The following is a 17,287-nucleotide window of genomic DNA, read 5'->3' on the forward strand; positions in this document are numbered from 1 at the left end:
GAATTCGCCTGATATTTTACTTTTATTGCGGATAAAGATGCATAAAAAAGCATTTAACTCTTCACTCAACCCCCAAAAAATCAAATGAAAAAACATTTCCTATCTACTTTGCTTGGGCTGTTTGTCATGATGTTCTCATTGAACGCTTTGGCACAATCCATTGTCGTAAAGGGTAAAGTTTTGGATGAGAGTAACGAACCCTTAATTGGTGCTTCTGTCATCTTAAAAGGTACTCAAATTGGTACGGCTACGAATGTTAATGGTGAATTTACATTAAATGTCAATGTAAAAAGCGGAAGTTATGATTTTGAATTTCGTTCGGTAGGTTTTCGTTCGGTCATCAAAAAAGTAATTATTGGTAAAGAAAGTCCAATCGTATTATCTATTCAATTACCAACAGATGCACTTGGGCTTGATGAAGTAATTGTAACGGGTACCTCAGTAGCCACCAGCAAAAAACAATTGGGTAATGCCGTTACTTCATTAAAAGCATCCGATTTACAATATTCAGCAGCCACTTCTATTGACCAAGCTTTATCTGGAAAAATTGCTGGGGCACAAATTACACAAAATTCTGGAAACCCAGCAGGAGGTATCAGTGTTCGTTTACGTGGGCCAAGTACTATTGTAGGTTCTTCAGACCCTTTGTATATTGTAGATGGTGTAATTGTAAACAATGATTCACGTGAACTATTGGATTTAGGAGGGTATGCCCAAAACCGTTTGGTTGATTTAAACCCAAATGATATTGAAAGAATAGAGGTGATTAAAGGTGCTGCTGCTGCGGCCATTTATGGTTCAAGAGCGAGCAACGGGGTTGTACAGATTTTTACCAAAAAAGGAAAAGATGGTAAAGCAAACGTTAGTTTTTCATCTACTTTCAGAGTGAGTGAAGTACGCAAGACTTTACCTTATAATACTTATGGAAAGACTTTCGTCAATACTGTTACAACAGATTTAACACAAACCGATGTAACACGTTATGATTTCCAGAAAGATATTTTCCGTCAAGCTGTAGGAAACGAACAGTATTTGTCTGTTTCAGGCGGTAACCAAAATTCTAATTATTTCTTCTCTGGTTCGATGTTCCAAAATCAAGGTATTATCAAAAGCTCTGATTTTAATCGTGCCAATGTAAGAATGAGAATCGGTCAACATTTGAACAAATGGGCAAGCCTTACTGTAGGTGGAAATTATACCTATAGTAGTTCAAATGAAATTCCGAACGGAGGTATCAACGAAGCCTACGGAGCTTTAACTGGATTTATCTTCTCGAACAACTTTGTAAATCCTGCCAAAAATGAAACTACAGGGGCTTATCCATCTACAGCACCAACAGCTGTACTTCGCAGGACCAACCCTTTGGAAGCTATCGACCGCTTCAAGTTTAAACAAAGCACTTCTCGTTTCACTGGCGACGTACAGTTAAATCTTACGCCAATTGAAGGCTTGGGTATTGATTATACCTTTGGTTTAGATACCTATACACAGCTTGGTACGGCTTATATTCCTCCAGTGAATACTACGCCAAGTTATGATGCAGGGTTGTCTCGTCGTGCTGATGCCAATGTGTTACAAGTTAACAATGATTTGAATATTCGCTACCAAACTAAAATAGCAGACTTCATTGAATCTACTACTGGTGTAGGTGGAACTATTCAATACGACCGTTCGCAGACTACTTCTATCAATGCACAGCAATTGGGTATTTTTGGAGAAACCGTTAACAATGGTGCTTTGATAGTAGCAGGGGAAAGTCGTGCAGAGAGAGCTTTCGCTGGTGTCTTTGTTCAACAAACTTTTGGCATTTCAAACAAACTATATTTGACAGGTGCAGGTCGTTGGGATGCTGCCTCTGTATATGGTGTCGATAACCGCTGGCAGTTTTATCCTAAAGCAAGTGCTTCATACGTAATATCAAATGAAGAATTCTGGAAAAATAACTTAGAAGATATTTTACCAAACTTTAAAGTAAGAGCTGCTTGGGGACAAGCAGGTAACTTGACAGCCATTGGTGCTTACGACCGCTTTACCAACTATTCACCAGTTACGACGGGGGGATTAAATGGTTATTTAGCTCCATTGACTTTAGGAAACTTTACGGTAAAACCTGAAAGACAAACAGAATTAGAAATCGGTACAGACTTTAGTTTATTGAAAGACCGCATCGGGGTAGAATTTACATATTATAACAAAGAAGTAAAAGACCTGATTTTGAACCGTACTTTAGCACCAACTACTGGGTATAACAACCGTTTTGTAAATATCGGTACTATGACCAACAAAGGGTTTGAAGTAATGGTACGTGCTATCCCGATTCAAAATAAAAATGTAAAATGGACTTCTACTATCACTTACACACAAAATAAAAACGTAATCGACGGAGTAGAAGGAAACGGAGTATTGCCATTTGCAGGAGGCTTTAGCCAAGTAGCAGCCGTAAATGGTTATTCACTAGGTGCTTTTTATTCAACATTCTTCGCACGTAAACCAGACGGTACTTTGTTATTAACACCAGCAGGTTTACCTCAACGTGAAAGAGGAACACAATTAGCCAATGGACAATATACCATTGGTAGAGATGCTAATGGACAACCAAGCGGTGCTATTTTAAGTAAAGTAATTGGTAATCCAAACCCAACTGCCGTGTATTCATTTATCAATGAAGTAGAATACAAGAAATTCACTTTCCGTTTGCAATTAGATGCTATGCAAGGCTTTGATGTATTCAACTTTACACGTAGAGTAGGCGAACGTGATTTATACGGTGGCTTGGCAGGGTATGAACCAGAATTAAAAGGGCAAGTGCCAAAAGGTACAAGTGCTGCCTTGTTTAGTATTTTCGAAAATTATATCGAAAAAGGTTCTTTCGTAAAAGTAAGAGAAGTCTCTATTTCGTATATGGCTACTCCTAAAGCGTTGGGCTTGAAAAACATCCGTATTTTATTGGCTGGCCGTAACTTATTATCATTCGATAACTATAGTGGTTATGACCCAGAGGTAAATTCTGCTGGTCAGTCGAATGCTGTACGTGGTTTCGACTTTGTGGAGGTACCTATCCCACGCCAGTACTCTATTGGTTTAACAGCTAATTTTTAGGGAATCAATGAATTTTAAAATGTTTAATTAGGATAAAGTTTTAACAAATTGACCAACTCATTCTAAAAGTAGATTATTCATTTTTAATTAAGAATAGACGATGAAACTCAAGATAAAAATATTTACAACCAGCCTTTTAGTCGCTTCAAGTATGATGCTGACTAACTGTAGCTTGGATATTAAGAATCCGAACGGCCCAACCGACGCTCAGATTTTATCAACACGTGACGGCCTTATTACTTTAAGTGTGGGGTTACGACAGAATTATTCGACGACAGCATTGAGTGCCTTGGTTTTAACCCCTGGTACTACATCACGAGAAACCAAAGGAATTACCACTTTTACAAACATCATTGAAATAGAGGCAGGCGGAACTGCTTTGCCAACATTCAATGGTAACGTGTTGGGGGTATGGTCTAGAATGTTTCGTATCATGGGCATGGCCGATGATATTATTGCAAGTGCTCCTGGAGTTTTAGCAAGTGATGCTGCTCTTAAAAGTGGTATTGTAGCCCATGCTAATTTATTCAAAGCAATGGCATTGGGCGGTTTGGCTACTTCTTTTGAAAAACTGCCTTTACAAACAGATAAATTAGGACAAGCCATTTATGCTGACCGTACAGAGGCATTAAAATTAGCCGTAAAATTATTAGACGATGCCGTAACGATGGTATCGACGACAGCCCCTTCGGCTGAATTTAAGACTAAAGTTACAGGAGCAGACTTTGACCTTATTAATACCATTCAAGCTTATCGTGCAAGATACAACATGATGCTTGGCAACTTTGACGCAGCCATCGCAGCCGCTAATGCGGTGGACTTGTCAAAGAAGTCGTCATTTGTTTTTTCTTCACAAAGTCAGAATCCAATTTATACAGCTACGCAAATCAGCAAAGATTATGCTCCGCGTGATAACTTTGGTTTACCTACAGCTTTGGTAGATGCTGACGACAAGCGTTTAGCTTTCTATTTAGCTACGCCAGATGTAGTAGTAGGAGGGGAGAAGTTAAAAAGACTCGTAGGTTTTTTTGATGCTGTTGACCGTCCTATTCCAGTGTATTTGCCAGACGAAATGCGTTTAATCAGAGCAGAAGCCAATCTTAGAAAAGCTACTCCAGACCTTGTATCGGCTTTGGCTGATATCAATGCCGTAAGAACACAAGCTTCGGGTGATGCTTTTGGTGTAAATGCAGGATTATCAGCTTACGCTGGTGCAGTAACTAAAGATGCTTTATTAATAGAAGTATATAAACAACGTTGTGCCGAGTTGTTTATGACAGGATTGAGATTAGAAGACAGTCGTCGTTTTGGTAGACCTGCTCCACCAGCTAGTTTGATAGAACGTACACGTAATTTCTACCCATATCCTGACCAAGAAAGGTTGACGAACCCAAATACGCCAGCCGACCCAAGTATTTAATCATCATAAACTAAATATATGCCAGATAATGGGGCAAGCGAAAGCTTGCCCTTTATTGTTTTATATTGTGCCTTTTCGAGATACTATATGAACCTTTCGAAGAGCAAAGTCTAGCATCCTGTGTCTGAAAATCCAAATATATCAGCCTCCTAAAGTCCTTTAGTCCAAAATCCTCCAGTCCTAAAGTCCAAAAACACATCTACTCAACAGTAACAGACTTAGCCAAGTTTCTAGGTTGGTCAACATTACAGCCTCTTAATACCGCAATATGATACGATAATAGTTGCAATGGAATAGTAGCTACTAACGGAATCAAAGCCTCGTGCATGGCAGGAATTTCGATAGTATAATCTGCCATGGTTGGAATCAATTTATCTCCTTCGGTTACAATGGCAATTACTTTCCCTTTTCTGGCTTTTACTTCTTGAATGTTCGATACTACCTTTTCGTAAGAGCTATCTTTCGTAGCGATAAACACTACAGGCATCTCCTCATCAATCAATGCAATAGGACCATGTTTCATCTCAGCTGCAGGATAACCCTCTGCATGGATATAGGAGATTTCTTTAAGCTTCAATGCTCCTTCTAATGCTACAGGGAAGTTATAACCACGACCCAGATAAATAAAGTTACGCGAGTCCTTGAACTGTTCAGCAATTACTTTGATTTTCTCGTCTGTCTTCAGAACCGTTTCTATTTTAGATGGAATACGTTCTAATTCAAATAATAATCTTCTGAAAGTATCTTCGTGTAATGTGCCTTTTTTACGGGCAACGGCTATCGCCATCATCGCCAACACTGTTACTTGTGCCGTAAAGGCTTTGGTAGAAGCCACACCGATTTCAGGGCCAGCATGGGTATAAGCACCTGCATGGGTAGCTCTTGGAATAGATGAACCCACCACATTACAAACACCAATGATGGTTGCACCTTTAGATTTTGCCAGTTCAATTGCGGCTAGCGTATCGGCTGTTTCTCCTGACTGTGAAATTGCAATCACGAAATCTCCTTCTTTGATGATAGGGTTACGATAACGGAATTCAGAAGCATATTCTACTTCTACGTTAATGCGTGCCAATTCTTCAAAGATATATTCTGCTACTAAACCAGCGTGCCATGATGTACCACAAGCCACAATCACGATACGCTTTGTTTTAGCTAATTTTTCAACATAATCACGTAAACCGCCCAATACTAAAAGACCACTGTCAGCATTTACACGACCACGCATACAATCGGCTACTGAACGAGGTTGCTCATAAATTTCTTTGAGCATAAAGTGTTCGTAACCTCCTTTTTCAATGGCCTCAAGCTCTAATTCTACTGTTTGTATATAAGGTGACTGAAGGATATTATCAACGTTTTTCACTGTTAATTCTCCATCACGCACTACTGCTAATTCGTAGTCATTCAAATAAATTACTTCATTGGTATATTCTATAATCGGCGTGGCATCTGAAGCAAAAAAGAATTCGCTATCGCCCACACCAATTACTAATGGAGAGCCTTTGCGGGCAGCAATTAATTGAGAAGGATTAGTAGCATCCATAATAACGATAGCATAGGCACCTACTACCTCTTTCATCGCCAAACGAACGGCCTCTTCAAGCAAACAACCAGTATTTACTTGGATATCTTCAATAAAATGGATGAATACCTCTGAATCTGTATCAGAATAAAAAATATGCCCTTTCTTAATAAGGTTTTTCTTGATAGAAGAATAATTTTCTATGATACCATTGTGAATAATGGCTAAGTTCTTGGAAGCAGAGTAATGTGGATGAGCATTTACGTCATTCGGCTCGCCGTGGGTTGCCCAGCGCGTATGCCCTATACCAATGTTACTGTGAAGGTTTTCGTTTGTAAGGGCTTCTTCAAGGTCTTTTACCTTTCCTTTCTTTTTGTAAACATTTAGTCCATCGTTCAATAAAGCAATACCTGAACTATCGTATCCACGGTATTCTAAACGTTTTAATCCCTTGATAATTAAAGGATAGGCTTCACGATGCCCAATATAAGCCACAATGCCACACATATATTTATAGTTTAATTGGTTATCACTATTGCTTCTATATAGATGATTGTAAGAGGTAATCAGCCAGAAGAAGAAATAGTCAGTAATATATTGCCACAAAAATAGAGCGGAGAATCCATATTATGGTTCTCCGCTCCAGAATAATTTCAAGAAATTACAGATTATTTTGTAACGTAAGTATAATAAACTTTCAGCTTGATATTATTACGGTCAAAAATTGCACGTGTAACATCAGGGTTAAGTACACTTTTACCTAAGACAGGCCCTCTTGCTCCAGTAGTAGAATTAGTTGCAAATAGCGTAGGAGCAATCATCCAACCAATATTCTTTTTTCTACCCGCTAAAATGTTTTGTAAAGAACTCGTTACATTAAAGGAATACTCATTTGTCCTGCTTGCGTAAGATGCTGTTGTACCTTCACCCAATACAAAAGAAAAACTTCCATCGCCTGTCGTTGTCGTTCTCAGAGGCCTATTGGCAGGTGTTGTTTCTACCAGTATTAAATCACTTGGGTAAGTATATCCTGCGGGGTTACCTTTAGGTTCAAGGATTAATTGAGCTTTGTTGATAGCGATGTCTTTATTTTCTTTTAGCTTTAATAAGCTTGGGAAGGTTACTTTTATCGCAACACCTGTACCAGACTGTAAATAAGCTTCATTATTAGTCTGACTAGCCGGTAAAATATCTGTTGCCTTAGTTAGCTTACTTATTGTTGTACCAGTACGAGTAGGCGTTATTTTATTGAATCTTGCATTAAAGCTCGTTCCGTCTGCATTTGTGATAGCCACATAAAAATTATTAGATTTTGTCGTATCAACAGTCACTGTACTATCCGAAGTATTAGCAGAGTTTCTTACAGTATAAGTATATTTATAGTGATAATAAAGTTGCATTTGAACTCCTCCTGACGCAAACCCCAGAATTGCTGCATTATTATTACTTTCAGAAACCAGTGCTAGACCTCTCACAATTTCTTTGAATCCAGTACCTACTAATGCTTCAGTTTTAGCGATGTCTCTTTGGCTTTCTAAAAACTTCACAAAAGATGGCTCGGTAATTGGTATCCTGATTGAGTCAAATTTGCCAGTAGTACCAGAAATCACTCTTTTATCTCTGATAGGGCGAATTTTTACATTATTTAATTGACCAATCGGAGTAGGATTCAACGCTGGACCAGTACTGTTATTATAATAAACAGTAGTAGGGTCGAGGGTGGCAGTAGATGCCAATTGATATACTTTGAAACTTTGATTTTGAAGCGTATCTCCTTGAACAAAACTATACGGTAAAATCAAGCGAATAGAGTCATTTTTAGAAGGGTACGTTATCCATTTTACATTACTTCTGCCAGCAGTATCTACGTTAGAACGAATAGTATCTGCTGTTAAGTTTGATATTTGGAAATAGGCTGTAGCTTGTACAGCACCCAAAGTAGGATCAATTAAACGACCCACCAAAAGATTACTGGTACTATAGCTAGCGATAGAATCTAATAATACTGTAGAAGCATCAACTGTTAGGGTATCAGTATATAGTAAGCCAATGTCTTCAACAAAAACATCTGAACCTACCCCTTTAGGGTCTTCGCAGGCAGATAAAATTGCTAAAAAAGAAAAGAAAACACCAAAAATGAATGCTTTACGCACTTGCCAACTCCGTGTAAATATTGTAGTAACTGTCAATACTCTCTTCTGGAACGTATTCCAATTTTTTTGCGGGTAATTCATTAAAAATAGTGTTAAATTTCTCAGATACTTCTTCTTCCATCGTAATCACGACGTCGGCATATTCTACGCCAATCTTAACAAAACCTTGATAATCTGCTGATTCTAAACTTCCCAGCATATCATCTTCAACATTCAACATTTTTACTTTGTCATATAGTCCTTCAAAAGCAAATTTATGAGCAAAGTCGTTGTTGAAAACAGAAAATACCGTTTTAGAATCTTTAAACATAGGGTCGTTTCTGTAAGTAGTCTTTAAATACAAAGGTATTAAAGCCGTCATCCAGTCGTTACAATGTACTATATCAGGAGACCATCCCAATTTTTTTACAGTTTCAAGCGCGCCTTTACAGAAAAATATTGCACGCTCATCGTTATCTGCATAAAATCTGTCTTCTTTGTCAGTAAAAACGTACTTTCTTTGAAAATAGTCTTCGTTATCGATAAAATATACCTGTAATTTTGCCGATGGCAAAGAGGCTACTTTAATTGTTACGGGCTTATCGTCGTCACCAACTGGTACCGTAAACCCAGATAACCTTACTACTTCATGAAGTCGGTTTTTACGTTCATTAATTAACCCGAAACGAGGTACTAAGATTCTTATTTCAAACCCTTTTTCCTGCATAGCAGCAGGGAGTTTTCTAACAAAATTAGCTACTTGAGTCGTAGAGAGAAAAGGGTCAACTTCACTGGCAACGTAAAGGATACGCAATTTAGACATTGTTGTCGTTGTTAGGAGCTTTGATGTTGTTAAAAAGTGTTAAAGGGGCATAGTAGTTGACGTAGTTGATGATTTTATTGAATGAAATCTTTCGATTTCACCAAAGCAATAAATACTTATTTGCCAGAATCTAAACAACAAACATTCTTGACTGAATTACCTAAAAACTACTAAAACAAAAAGTCAAAGCAAGAAGGATTCACATAAAAATTATGCAAAAATATAAAAAAAATACGGAAATTCCACAAAAAATTGAACGTGAATGTGTTTAGAATGAATAACAACACGCATAAAGCTGTATCAATGACACAATTTTTTGTTCATTTAAACCCGAAAAATTAAAGAATAAAATATTATGCAAGTATTTTTTGAGATTAAGACTTTACAAGCATATTTACAAAATCAGCGTAAGTCAGGAAAAACAATCGGCTTTGTTCCTACCATGGGAGCACTCCATCAAGGGCACTTGTCGCTGATTGAAACTGCTAAAAATCAAAATGATGTAGTAGTATGTAGTATTTTCGTCAACCCTACTCAATTTAACAATCCGCACGATTTAGCGGTATATCCTCGTACCTTGGAAGCTGATTGTAAAATGCTTGAAGAGGTAGCTTGTGATATAGTTTTTGCTCCGAGCGCATCCGAAATGTACCTGAGCTTGCCCACCTTAAAATTTGATTTTGGTACACTTGAAAATGTCATGGAAGGGAAATTTCGTCCTGGGCATTTTAATGGTGTTGGTATCGTAGTTTCAAAATTATTTAACATCGTACAGCCTAATAAAGCATATTTTGGGCAAAAAGATTTACAGCAATGTGCCGTAATCAATTGTTTAGTAAAAGATTTGAGCTTTTCACTTGACTTGGCGATTTGCCCTACTCAAAGAGAAACAGATGGACTGGCGATGTCGTCGAGGAATCGGAATTTAAGCGAAGACCAACGTGTGATAGCTCCAGAGATTTATAAATCTTTATCGGCTGCAGCGGAATTACTAAAGACTAAATCATCTACAGAAGTCAAGCAGTTCGTTACAGATTATTTTGAGGTAATTGAAGATATCGAATTAGAATATTTTGAGATTTCAGACTTTGAAACCTTATTGCCTATTGAGGAACTTTTGGAAGGAAAAACGGCTTTGTGTATTGCGGCTTTCTTGGGCAAAACCAGATTGATTGATAACATAATTATTTGAAATAGTCAATCATTAGGAAGCTGTAAAAATAATCTATCTTTGTATCATAATTTTCAAAGAGTAGATTAGCACTGTTTGATATTCACGTTTATTAAAAAATTATTATGTTTCTTCATGTAATGAAATCAAAGCTCCACAGAGTAAAAATTACTCAAGCGGAGTTGAATTATGTCGGAAGTGTCACGATTGACGAGGACCTGATGGATGCCGCCAATTTGATTGAAAATGAAAAAGTACAAATTGTAAATAATAACAATGGCGAGCGTTTTGAAACGTATGTAATTAAAGGAGAACGTGGCTCGGGTACTGTTTGTTTGAACGGAGCCGCAGCCAGAAGAGCCCAAGTTGGCGATATTGTTATTATTATTGCTTATGCAATCATGACAGATGAGGAGGCTCGTGTACATAAACCTAGTTTAGTGTTTCCTGATGATAACAACAGATTGGTAAATTAGTGTGTTGCTGTCTTTCTTGTTCAAATTGAGTATTGGTAAAATTACCTATTCATTATTTACCAATACTCAATTCCTATTTGTTGACTTCTCTTATGAAAAAAATACTTCAATATACCATTTCGCTAGTTTTGGCGGGAGGTTTGCTTTGGTTTGTATTTAAAGACATTAGTTTGTCTGAAATGCTTGACGAGTTCAAGAAAGCAGATTATAAATGGTTGATGCTTTCTGGAATTTTGGCAATCATTGCCCACGTCAGCAGAGCCCTCCGCTGGAAAATGCTAATGAAACCCCTTGGATACCGACCATCCACTTTTAATACAACCCTTGCTGTTTTTATTGGTTATTTTGCTAATTATGTCATTCCCAGAATGGGAGAGGTGTCACGATGTGGAAGTTTGAAAAAAACCGATGATATCCCTTTTGAAAAATCATTTGGAACAGTATTGACGGAAAGAATTTTTGACGTAGTATCCTTGTTGATAGTATTATCTTTAAACTTGATTTTAGAGTTTGATAAGCTACAGCATTTTTTTATGGAGCAGTTCGCTTCAAAAATATATCTGATAGTTGGGCTGTTGGCGTTTTTAGCCGTAGCAGGCATTATAGGAATCTATTTGTTTAGAAAATACCAGCAAAGGTTATCAGATGTACCAGTACTGGGTAAAATAGTAGGCTTTTTGAATGGTTTATTAGACGGCTTGATGAGCATCAAAAAAATCGAAAAGCCGTTTCTATTTATCTTTTTATCAGCCAATATTTGGGTAATGTACTGGCTTTCGGCGTATGTGCTTTTCTTTGCCATTCCCGAAACCACCCATTTAAGTTTATTAGCTGGGCTGACTGTACTAACGATGGGTTCATTTGGAATGGCAGCGCCAACCCAAGGAGGCATTGGTCCTTTTCATTTTTTGGTAGGAAACGCCTTAGTGCTTTACGGCTTGCCACAGAAAGACGGTATTATTTTAGCTACTTTTATACATGGTTCGCAAATGGTTACGTTGTTAGCTCTAGGGGCACTAAGTTTCTTGATTACCTTATTTATTAAACCGAAAACTAATGACACAAGACAAAGTAGTAACCCTTAATGAAGCAATAGAACGAGCGGAAAATTGGCAAAGTGAAGGCAAAAAAATAGTTTTTACCAATGGCTGTTTTGACATCGTGCATTTAGGGCATATTGATTATTTAGAAAAGGCTAGAAACCTTGGCGATAAGCTTATTTTAGGATTGAATACTGATGCATCTGTAAAGCGTTTGAAAGGCGAAAGTCGTCCTGTGGTGAATGAATATGCTCGGTCAAGAATGATGGCAGCATTTGAATTTATTGATGCTGTGGTACTTTTTGATGAGCCTACTCCCAAAGAATTAATCGAAAAAGTGAAACCGGATATTTTAGTAAAAGGGGATGATTATACCATTGAAACTATTGTAGGGGCAGATTTTGTTATAGAGAAAGGAGGGGAAGTGAAAACCATACCTTTGGTAAAAGGTTATTCTACGACTTCATTAATAGAAAAAATTAAACAAATTTAATAGCGAAGAAGTGAACGGTGCGCCGTCGCGGTAGGAAATAGTGATTGGGAAACGGTTCGTCTTTTCATTTGTTTACTATGAATAAAAACATCGCTTAAGTTGTTAGTTTATCATAAAATAAACGATACTATTATATGAATTAATTACGATTTATTAATTTTCATAACTCATCAATCACAATTCATAACTTTTAATTATGATAGGCATATATTTAATTACCTTAGTTTTTGCAGGAATTGGAATGTTCTTGCAATGGAGATTAAAAAGTAAATTTCAACAGTATTCAGAAATTGGTTTGGCAAATGGATTGTCTGGACAAGAGATTGCAGATAAGATGTTGCGTGATAATGGCATTTACGATGTAAGAATTATTTCTGTAGAAGGACAATTAACCGACCATTATAACCCAGCTGACAAAACCGTTAATTTAAGTCCTGATGTATATTATGGCAGGAGTGCTTCTGCGGCAGCAGTAGCAGCCCACGAATGTGGGCACGCTGTTCAGCACGCCAAAGCATATTCTATGTTACAGTTTCGTAGTGCAATGGTGCCAGTATTGAGCATTGCAAGCAACTTCATGCCCATGGCATTGATGATTGGGGTAATGCTTTTGTATTCTACTGGTAATAAATTAGTATTGACTATCGGTGTAGCGATGTTCGCAATAGCTACTTTATTCAGTTTTATTACGTTACCTGTAGAGTTTGATGCTTCAAGGAGAGCATTGGCTTGGATGAGCCAACGCAATGTGGTAACACAACGCGAATACGGAATGGCAAAAGATGCTCTTTGGTGGGCAGCAATGACTTATGTAGCGGCTGCTTTAGGTATGTTAGCACAGCTATTATATTACGTGTCTTTACTGTCTGGTAGAAGGAGCGACGATTAACTAGATGGGTATCAGTTTATTGACTATAAACATTAGTCATCCTGAATCTTTCTTTGAAATAATGAGTTTTAGAGATTTTGTATGTATTATAATCTAGTCCTTACTTTTCTTGTCTTGAAACAAGAAAAGTAACAAAAGAAATTCAAGAATTCCTAAACTCGCTATCGCTCAAACAGTAGGAATTCGTTGTTTATCAATCATAAAAAAGCGATCGAAATTAGTTTTTCGATCGCTTTTTTATGATTGATAAAATTCAGGATAATTTATATTTCTATGATAACTTACTAAAGTTTACTTAGCAAGTTTACTATTTTTATAACCATACATAAAATAGATAACCAAACCGATAGCAAGCCAGATTAAGAAGATTGTCCAGTTTGTAATGCCTAGCTCAGTCATTAAATAAAGGTTTGTCAGAATCCCTAAAACTGGTAAAATCGAGAATTTGTGCATATACGCAAGTACTGCTAAACCAGCCCACACTAACCAAAAGACAATTAAAAGTGGTTTGGTTTCAAGTTCTGAAAAGAAAATATTGTTATTAATAGAAAAAGCTAATGCAATAATTAATAGAGGACCAACGATAAACTGCCCATTCAAATAAGGGATTTTGAATTTAGCATCTTTAGATAAACCTTGATAATCTAAGTATAGCACGCCTCCACAAACCAAAATAAAGGCAAAGAATGTTCCTACACTGGTTAAGTCAACAAAAAAGCCCATATCCAAAAACAAAGAAGGAACTGCTACTACAAAGCCAGTAACGATGGTGGCAAAACTTGGCGTTTTGAATTTAGGGTGAATTTTTGAAAAACGTTTCCAAAGTAAACCATCACGACTCATAGCCATCCAGATTCTAGGTTGCCCCATCTGATAAACCAATAAAGCACTAGTAATGGCTACTACGGCTGAAACGGAAATGATACCCGCCATAAAATCGAAATTGATTTTTTGGAAAACATATGCCAACGGGTCATCAACTTTTAGTTCAGTATAATTCACCATGCCCGTCAAAACTAGGGTAATACAAACGTATAATATAGCACATATTACCAGACAGTAAATCATCGCTCTTGGTAAATCTCGTTGTGGATTTTTACATTCCTCCGCTGTGGTAGAGATTGAATCAAAGCCAATAAAAGCAAAGAATACTGAGGCTACACCACCCAACACCCCCTGCACTCCATTAGGAGCAAATGGTGACCAGTTTTCGGGTTTAACATAAAACGCTCCTACGGAAATTACGAGTAGGATGACAACTAATTTTAATACAACCAAAAAATTACTAGCAGTTCTTGATTCTTTCATTCCCACATATACTAAGGATGTTACAAGCATCGTAATCACGCCTGCTGGTAGGTCTATTAACAGCTTGATATTCCCTAAAACAGGTGCATGTTCATAAGCTTTTGCAGCGAATAAGTCGCTATCAGTTTGTTTAGCAGTAACATCTAGGCTAGCTAAAAATGCCTTATGAGCGGTGCCATAATCTATCGTCAGGTAATCTGGAAAGTTTATGCCAAAACCATGTAGCATACCTACGAAGTATTCAGACCATGAGATGGCTACCACCATATTAGATACGGCATATTCCAGAATCAATGCCCAACCGATAATCCATGCGAAAATTTCGCCAAATGAAACATAGGCATACGTATAGGCACTCCCAGAAACGGGGACCATTGAAGCGAATTGTGCGTAGCAGAGTGCTGTGAAAATACAAGCAATAGAAACGAAGACGAAAAGTAATGAAACTGCTGGGCCGCCCTCAAAGCTTGCTCTGCCAATTGTACTAAAAATACCAGCCCCGATGATGGCTGCAATACCGAATGAAGTAAGGTCTCTGACTCCAAGAATCTTCACTAATCCCCCCCCGTGCGAGTCTTCGCTTTGTTGTAAAACGTTATTAATAGATTTGCGTCTGAAAATAGAATTGTCTGACATTTAGTTTGAAGTTAAGTATTTGCCATTGAAAATATTCTTAAATCTAAACAAGTAAATTGATAATGCCATAAATAATTAAGATAGATTCGTATTTCAAAAAATCAAATTATCTTTGCATTTAGATCATTGTAGTATTTCAAGGTTATTTGAAATATAATCAATTCTCATGAACCCAGTCTGTTATAAGCTTGAAGAAATAAGTGAAATTCCAATAATAAAAATGAAGCACTTTGCTCTAAAATAGCTAAAATTCCTTTATGAATCAAATCGCAGTAGTCATTTTAAATTATAATGGTCAAAAACATTTAGCTGATTTTTTACCCTCTGTTATACAATTCTCATCTTGTGCTACAATATATATTGCAGACAATGCTTCTACCGATAATTCGCTAGCATTATTAAAAACTGAATTTCCAACAGTTAATATTATTGAGCTTACCGAAAATCATGGCTTTGCACAGGGCTATAACGAAGCACTGGCATTGGTGGAAGCGGAGTATTATGTATTACTGAATTCAGATGTCGAGGTGACTCCCCATTGGATTGAACCGATTATTGAACTGATGAGTAATGATAGGACTATTGCGGCTTGTCAACCTAAAATAAAGGCTTATGACCAAAAAAGTCATTTTGAATATGCAGGAGCCGCAGGAGGATTTATTGACCATCTGGGCTATCCCTTTTGCCGAGGAAGAATTTTTCAGGAAATAGAAGAAGACTTGGGGCAATATAACGATACCAAAGAAGTATTTTGGGCTACGGGTGCGTGTATGTTCGTAAGAGCAGATGTGTTTCACCAAGTAGGGGGCTTTGATGGAGACTTCTTTGCACACATGGAAGAAATCGACCTTTGTTGGCGAATACACCATGCGGGGTATAAAGTATATACTTGCGGTACGTCTGAAGTATTTCATGTAGGCGGAGGCACTTTACACAAATCTAATCCTTACAAAACTTTTCTGAATTTTAGAAACGGTTTGGCAATGCTGTATAAAAACCACCCAGAAGAGGGCTTTGCCTTGGCTATTTTAACCAGATTAGTACTAGATGGAGTGGCTGGAATAAAGTTTTTGTTTTTTGATACGTGGCAAGACTGCTGGGCTGTAGCAAGGGCACATTTTGATTTCTATGCACATTACTATAGTTGGTACAAGAAACGTCAACAGCTTCAACGGAAAAAAAATATCAGCACCGTATATCGTAGAAATATAGTTTGGCAACATTTTATTAACGATATAAAAACTTATCCAGAAATACCCCAGTAGATATTACAATTCCCAAACAGAAGGATTGTTGTATTGACGATGATAACGACGAATGTTCATCCAGAAGGCAAGTACTAAATAAAGAATCACTGGCGAGCCAACAGTAATAAAAGATACGTATACAAAATACAAACGAATGCTACTGGTAGAGATACCTAATTTCTCACCAATTTTTGTACAAACTCCAAAAACGTGGTGTTCTACAGAGTATTTTAATTTTAATGTATTTGGCATGGCTTTAGGTCAAAAAACTGAGTTCTAATTAATTATGTTAGAAAAACTAAAATAAAGTTACGTTGTTTAAATGGTTTATCAAAAAAAAATAGCGTTGTATAAAACGTATTTTTAGGACTTATATTATTTTAATAATTATTTGTATTGAAATGATATAATTTATTATAAATATAGTTATATTAAGTTTTTTATTTTTTAAAAAATATTTATTTAAAAATAGGAATACACAAAATTATACTTACATTTGGGTATTAATAGTAACAAGAGTGGCAAGTTTTTAGTACAAAGTAATTAGTTTTCAAGAGTCCGTTGGTTCCCTTAGATTCAATTCTCCTTGATTATCACATGCTTCGAATATCAATCTTAACTTTTATGGCTATTAATTATCAAAAGGCAGTTATGATGCTTTTAGATAACTATTTGTATCATTATCAAACATTCTTTTTTACGTCATGCAAACAGGAACAGTTAAATTTTTTAATGAAAGCAAAGGCTTCGGCTTTATAGTTGACAGTGAAAGTGGACAAGAAATATTTGTTCACGTAACGGCATTAGGTGGAATTCATTTACGCCAAGATGACAAAGTTTCATTCGATATCGTAGAAGGTAAAAGAGGTCTTAACGCTGCCAATGTTAAGAAATTGTAGTTAGTGTAAGTGCTGTTTTAGTGGATTCAATACGAAAGAATCGTAAAATAAAGTTCAGTACAGTATTATTGTGAATAATTTAAAGTTTTGGTTTCATTACAAATGTAGCAGAACTTATTGTAGACC

The 17,287-nt window shown here is 36.8% G+C and carries 14 protein-coding genes; 9 read left to right on the plus strand and 5 right to left on the minus strand.

The window, feature by feature from the left end; genetic code table 11:
• Positions 1-84: 84 nt before the first annotated feature.
• On the plus strand, positions 85-3,099 hold the full coding sequence (locus tag AC07XN_RS16580) for a SusC/RagA family TonB-linked outer membrane protein (protein ID WP_494743880.1): 3,015 nt from the start codon (positions 85-87) through the stop codon (positions 3,097-3,099).
• A gap of 100 nt (positions 3,100-3,199) precedes the next feature.
• Positions 3,200-4,519: a RagB/SusD family nutrient uptake outer membrane protein gene (locus AC07XN_RS16585; protein WP_494743881.1), complete on the plus strand. Its 1,320-nt coding sequence runs from the start codon at positions 3,200-3,202 to the stop codon at positions 4,517-4,519.
• A 199-nt stretch (positions 4,520-4,718) separates the two neighbouring features.
• Here the strand turns inward: AC07XN_RS16585 and glmS are convergent, their stop codons facing one another.
• From glmS to AC07XN_RS16600, 3 genes are all read right to left on the minus strand, one after another.
• A complete protein-coding gene (gene glmS, locus AC07XN_RS16590; protein ID WP_309919698.1) occupies positions 4,719-6,554 on the minus strand; it encodes a glutamine--fructose-6-phosphate transaminase (isomerizing) in 1,836 nt (611 codons plus the stop codon).
• A 161-nt stretch (positions 6,555-6,715) separates the two neighbouring features.
• Complete coding sequence (locus AC07XN_RS16595) at positions 6,716-8,281, minus strand: DUF4270 family protein (protein ID WP_494743882.1); 1,566 nt, start codon at positions 8,279-8,281, stop codon at positions 6,716-6,718.
• On the minus strand, positions 8,193-9,002 hold the full coding sequence (locus AC07XN_RS16600) for a glycogen/starch synthase (RefSeq protein ID WP_309919185.1): 810 nt from the start codon (positions 9,000-9,002) through the stop codon (positions 8,193-8,195). The genes AC07XN_RS16595 and AC07XN_RS16600 overlap by 89 nt, the downstream gene beginning before the upstream one ends.
• A gap of 355 nt (positions 9,003-9,357) precedes the next feature.
• Between AC07XN_RS16600 and panC the strand changes: the two genes are divergently transcribed.
• The 5 genes from panC (at position 9,358) to AC07XN_RS16625 (ending at position 13,071) form a co-directional block, all read left to right on the plus strand.
• On the plus strand, positions 9,358-10,194 hold the full coding sequence (panC, locus tag AC07XN_RS16605; RefSeq protein WP_494743883.1) for a pantoate--beta-alanine ligase: 837 nt from the start codon (positions 9,358-9,360) through the stop codon (positions 10,192-10,194).
• A 104-nt stretch (positions 10,195-10,298) separates the two neighbouring features.
• The gene (panD, locus tag AC07XN_RS16610; RefSeq protein WP_309919192.1) at positions 10,299-10,649 is read left to right on the plus strand and encodes an aspartate 1-decarboxylase; all 351 of its coding nucleotides are present in this window, start codon (positions 10,299-10,301) and stop codon (positions 10,647-10,649) included.
• A gap of 92 nt (positions 10,650-10,741) precedes the next feature.
• On the plus strand, positions 10,742-11,734 hold the full coding sequence (locus AC07XN_RS16615) for a lysylphosphatidylglycerol synthase transmembrane domain-containing protein (RefSeq protein ID WP_494743884.1): 993 nt from the start codon (positions 10,742-10,744) through the stop codon (positions 11,732-11,734).
• Positions 11,706-12,182 carry a D-glycero-beta-D-manno-heptose 1-phosphate adenylyltransferase gene (rfaE2, locus tag AC07XN_RS16620; RefSeq protein WP_309919198.1) on the plus strand — a complete coding sequence of 159 codons (477 nt, stop codon included), beginning with the start codon at positions 11,706-11,708 and terminating at the stop codon, positions 12,180-12,182. Before AC07XN_RS16615 ends, rfaE2 begins: the two co-directional genes overlap by 29 nt.
• Positions 12,183-12,378: 196 nt before the next feature.
• Positions 12,379-13,071 (plus strand): zinc metallopeptidase, encoded by a 693-nt coding sequence (locus AC07XN_RS16625; RefSeq protein WP_494743885.1) that lies wholly within the window; start codon positions 12,379-12,381, stop codon positions 13,069-13,071.
• Positions 13,072-13,362: 291 nt separating this feature from the next.
• Here AC07XN_RS16625 and AC07XN_RS16630 read toward each other — a convergent pair whose 3' ends face one another.
• Positions 13,363-15,015 carry an amino acid permease gene (locus tag AC07XN_RS16630; protein ID WP_494743886.1) on the minus strand — a complete coding sequence of 551 codons (1,653 nt, stop codon included), beginning with the start codon at positions 15,013-15,015 and terminating at the stop codon, positions 13,363-13,365.
• 257 nt (positions 15,016-15,272) lie between these two features.
• Here AC07XN_RS16630 and AC07XN_RS16635 point away from each other — a divergent pair, with 257 nt between their 5' ends.
• Positions 15,273-16,280 carry a glycosyltransferase family 2 protein gene (locus AC07XN_RS16635; RefSeq protein WP_494743887.1) on the plus strand — a complete coding sequence of 336 codons (1,008 nt, stop codon included), beginning with the start codon at positions 15,273-15,275 and terminating at the stop codon, positions 16,278-16,280.
• Between the two features lie 3 nt (positions 16,281-16,283).
• On the opposite strand, the gene AC07XN_RS16640 is transcribed toward AC07XN_RS16635, so the two are convergent.
• Positions 16,284-16,514 carry a PspC domain-containing protein gene (locus AC07XN_RS16640; protein WP_309919208.1) on the minus strand — a complete coding sequence of 77 codons (231 nt, stop codon included), beginning with the start codon at positions 16,512-16,514 and terminating at the stop codon, positions 16,284-16,286.
• A gap of 452 nt (positions 16,515-16,966) precedes the next feature.
• On the opposite strand from AC07XN_RS16640, the gene AC07XN_RS16645 reads away from it, so the two are divergent.
• Positions 16,967-17,161, plus strand: a complete 195-nt coding sequence (locus AC07XN_RS16645) for a cold-shock protein (RefSeq protein ID WP_309919211.1) — start codon at positions 16,967-16,969, stop codon at positions 17,159-17,161.
• Positions 17,162-17,287 lie beyond the last annotated feature (126 nt).

It is taken from the genome of Arcicella sp. GW458-12-2-14-TSB2 (assembly GCF_059423785.1).

Excerpts from the sequence above, each read along its gene's own strand:
- AC07XN_RS16580 (WP_494743880.1), top strand. The coding sequence starts at position 85 with ATGAAAAAACATTTCCTATCTACTTTGCTTGGGCTGTTTGTCATGATG.
- AC07XN_RS16585 (WP_494743881.1), top strand. The coding sequence starts at position 3,200 with ATGAAACTCAAGATAAAAATATTTACAACCAGCCTTTTAGTCGCTTCA.
- glmS (WP_309919698.1), bottom strand. The coding sequence starts at position 6,554 with ATGTGTGGCATTGTGGCTTATATTGGGCATCGTGAAGCCTATCCTTTA.
- AC07XN_RS16595 (WP_494743882.1), bottom strand. The coding sequence starts at position 8,281 with ATGAATTACCCGCAAAAAAATTGGAATACGTTCCAGAAGAGAGTATTG.
- AC07XN_RS16600 (WP_309919185.1), bottom strand. The coding sequence starts at position 9,002 with ATGTCTAAATTGCGTATCCTTTACGTTGCCAGTGAAGTTGACCCTTTT.
- panC (WP_494743883.1), top strand. The coding sequence starts at position 9,358 with ATGCAAGTATTTTTTGAGATTAAGACTTTACAAGCATATTTACAAAAT.
- panD (WP_309919192.1), top strand. The coding sequence starts at position 10,299 with ATGTTTCTTCATGTAATGAAATCAAAGCTCCACAGAGTAAAAATTACT.
- AC07XN_RS16615 (WP_494743884.1), top strand. The coding sequence starts at position 10,742 with ATGAAAAAAATACTTCAATATACCATTTCGCTAGTTTTGGCGGGAGGT.
- rfaE2 (WP_309919198.1), top strand. The coding sequence starts at position 11,706 with ATGACACAAGACAAAGTAGTAACCCTTAATGAAGCAATAGAACGAGCG.
- AC07XN_RS16625 (WP_494743885.1), top strand. The coding sequence starts at position 12,379 with ATGATAGGCATATATTTAATTACCTTAGTTTTTGCAGGAATTGGAATG.
- AC07XN_RS16630 (WP_494743886.1), bottom strand. The coding sequence starts at position 15,015 with ATGTCAGACAATTCTATTTTCAGACGCAAATCTATTAATAACGTTTTA.
- AC07XN_RS16635 (WP_494743887.1), top strand. The coding sequence starts at position 15,273 with ATGAATCAAATCGCAGTAGTCATTTTAAATTATAATGGTCAAAAACAT.
- AC07XN_RS16640 (WP_309919208.1), bottom strand. The coding sequence starts at position 16,514 with ATGCCAAATACATTAAAATTAAAATACTCTGTAGAACACCACGTTTTT.
- AC07XN_RS16645 (WP_309919211.1), top strand. The coding sequence starts at position 16,967 with ATGCAAACAGGAACAGTTAAATTTTTTAATGAAAGCAAAGGCTTCGGC.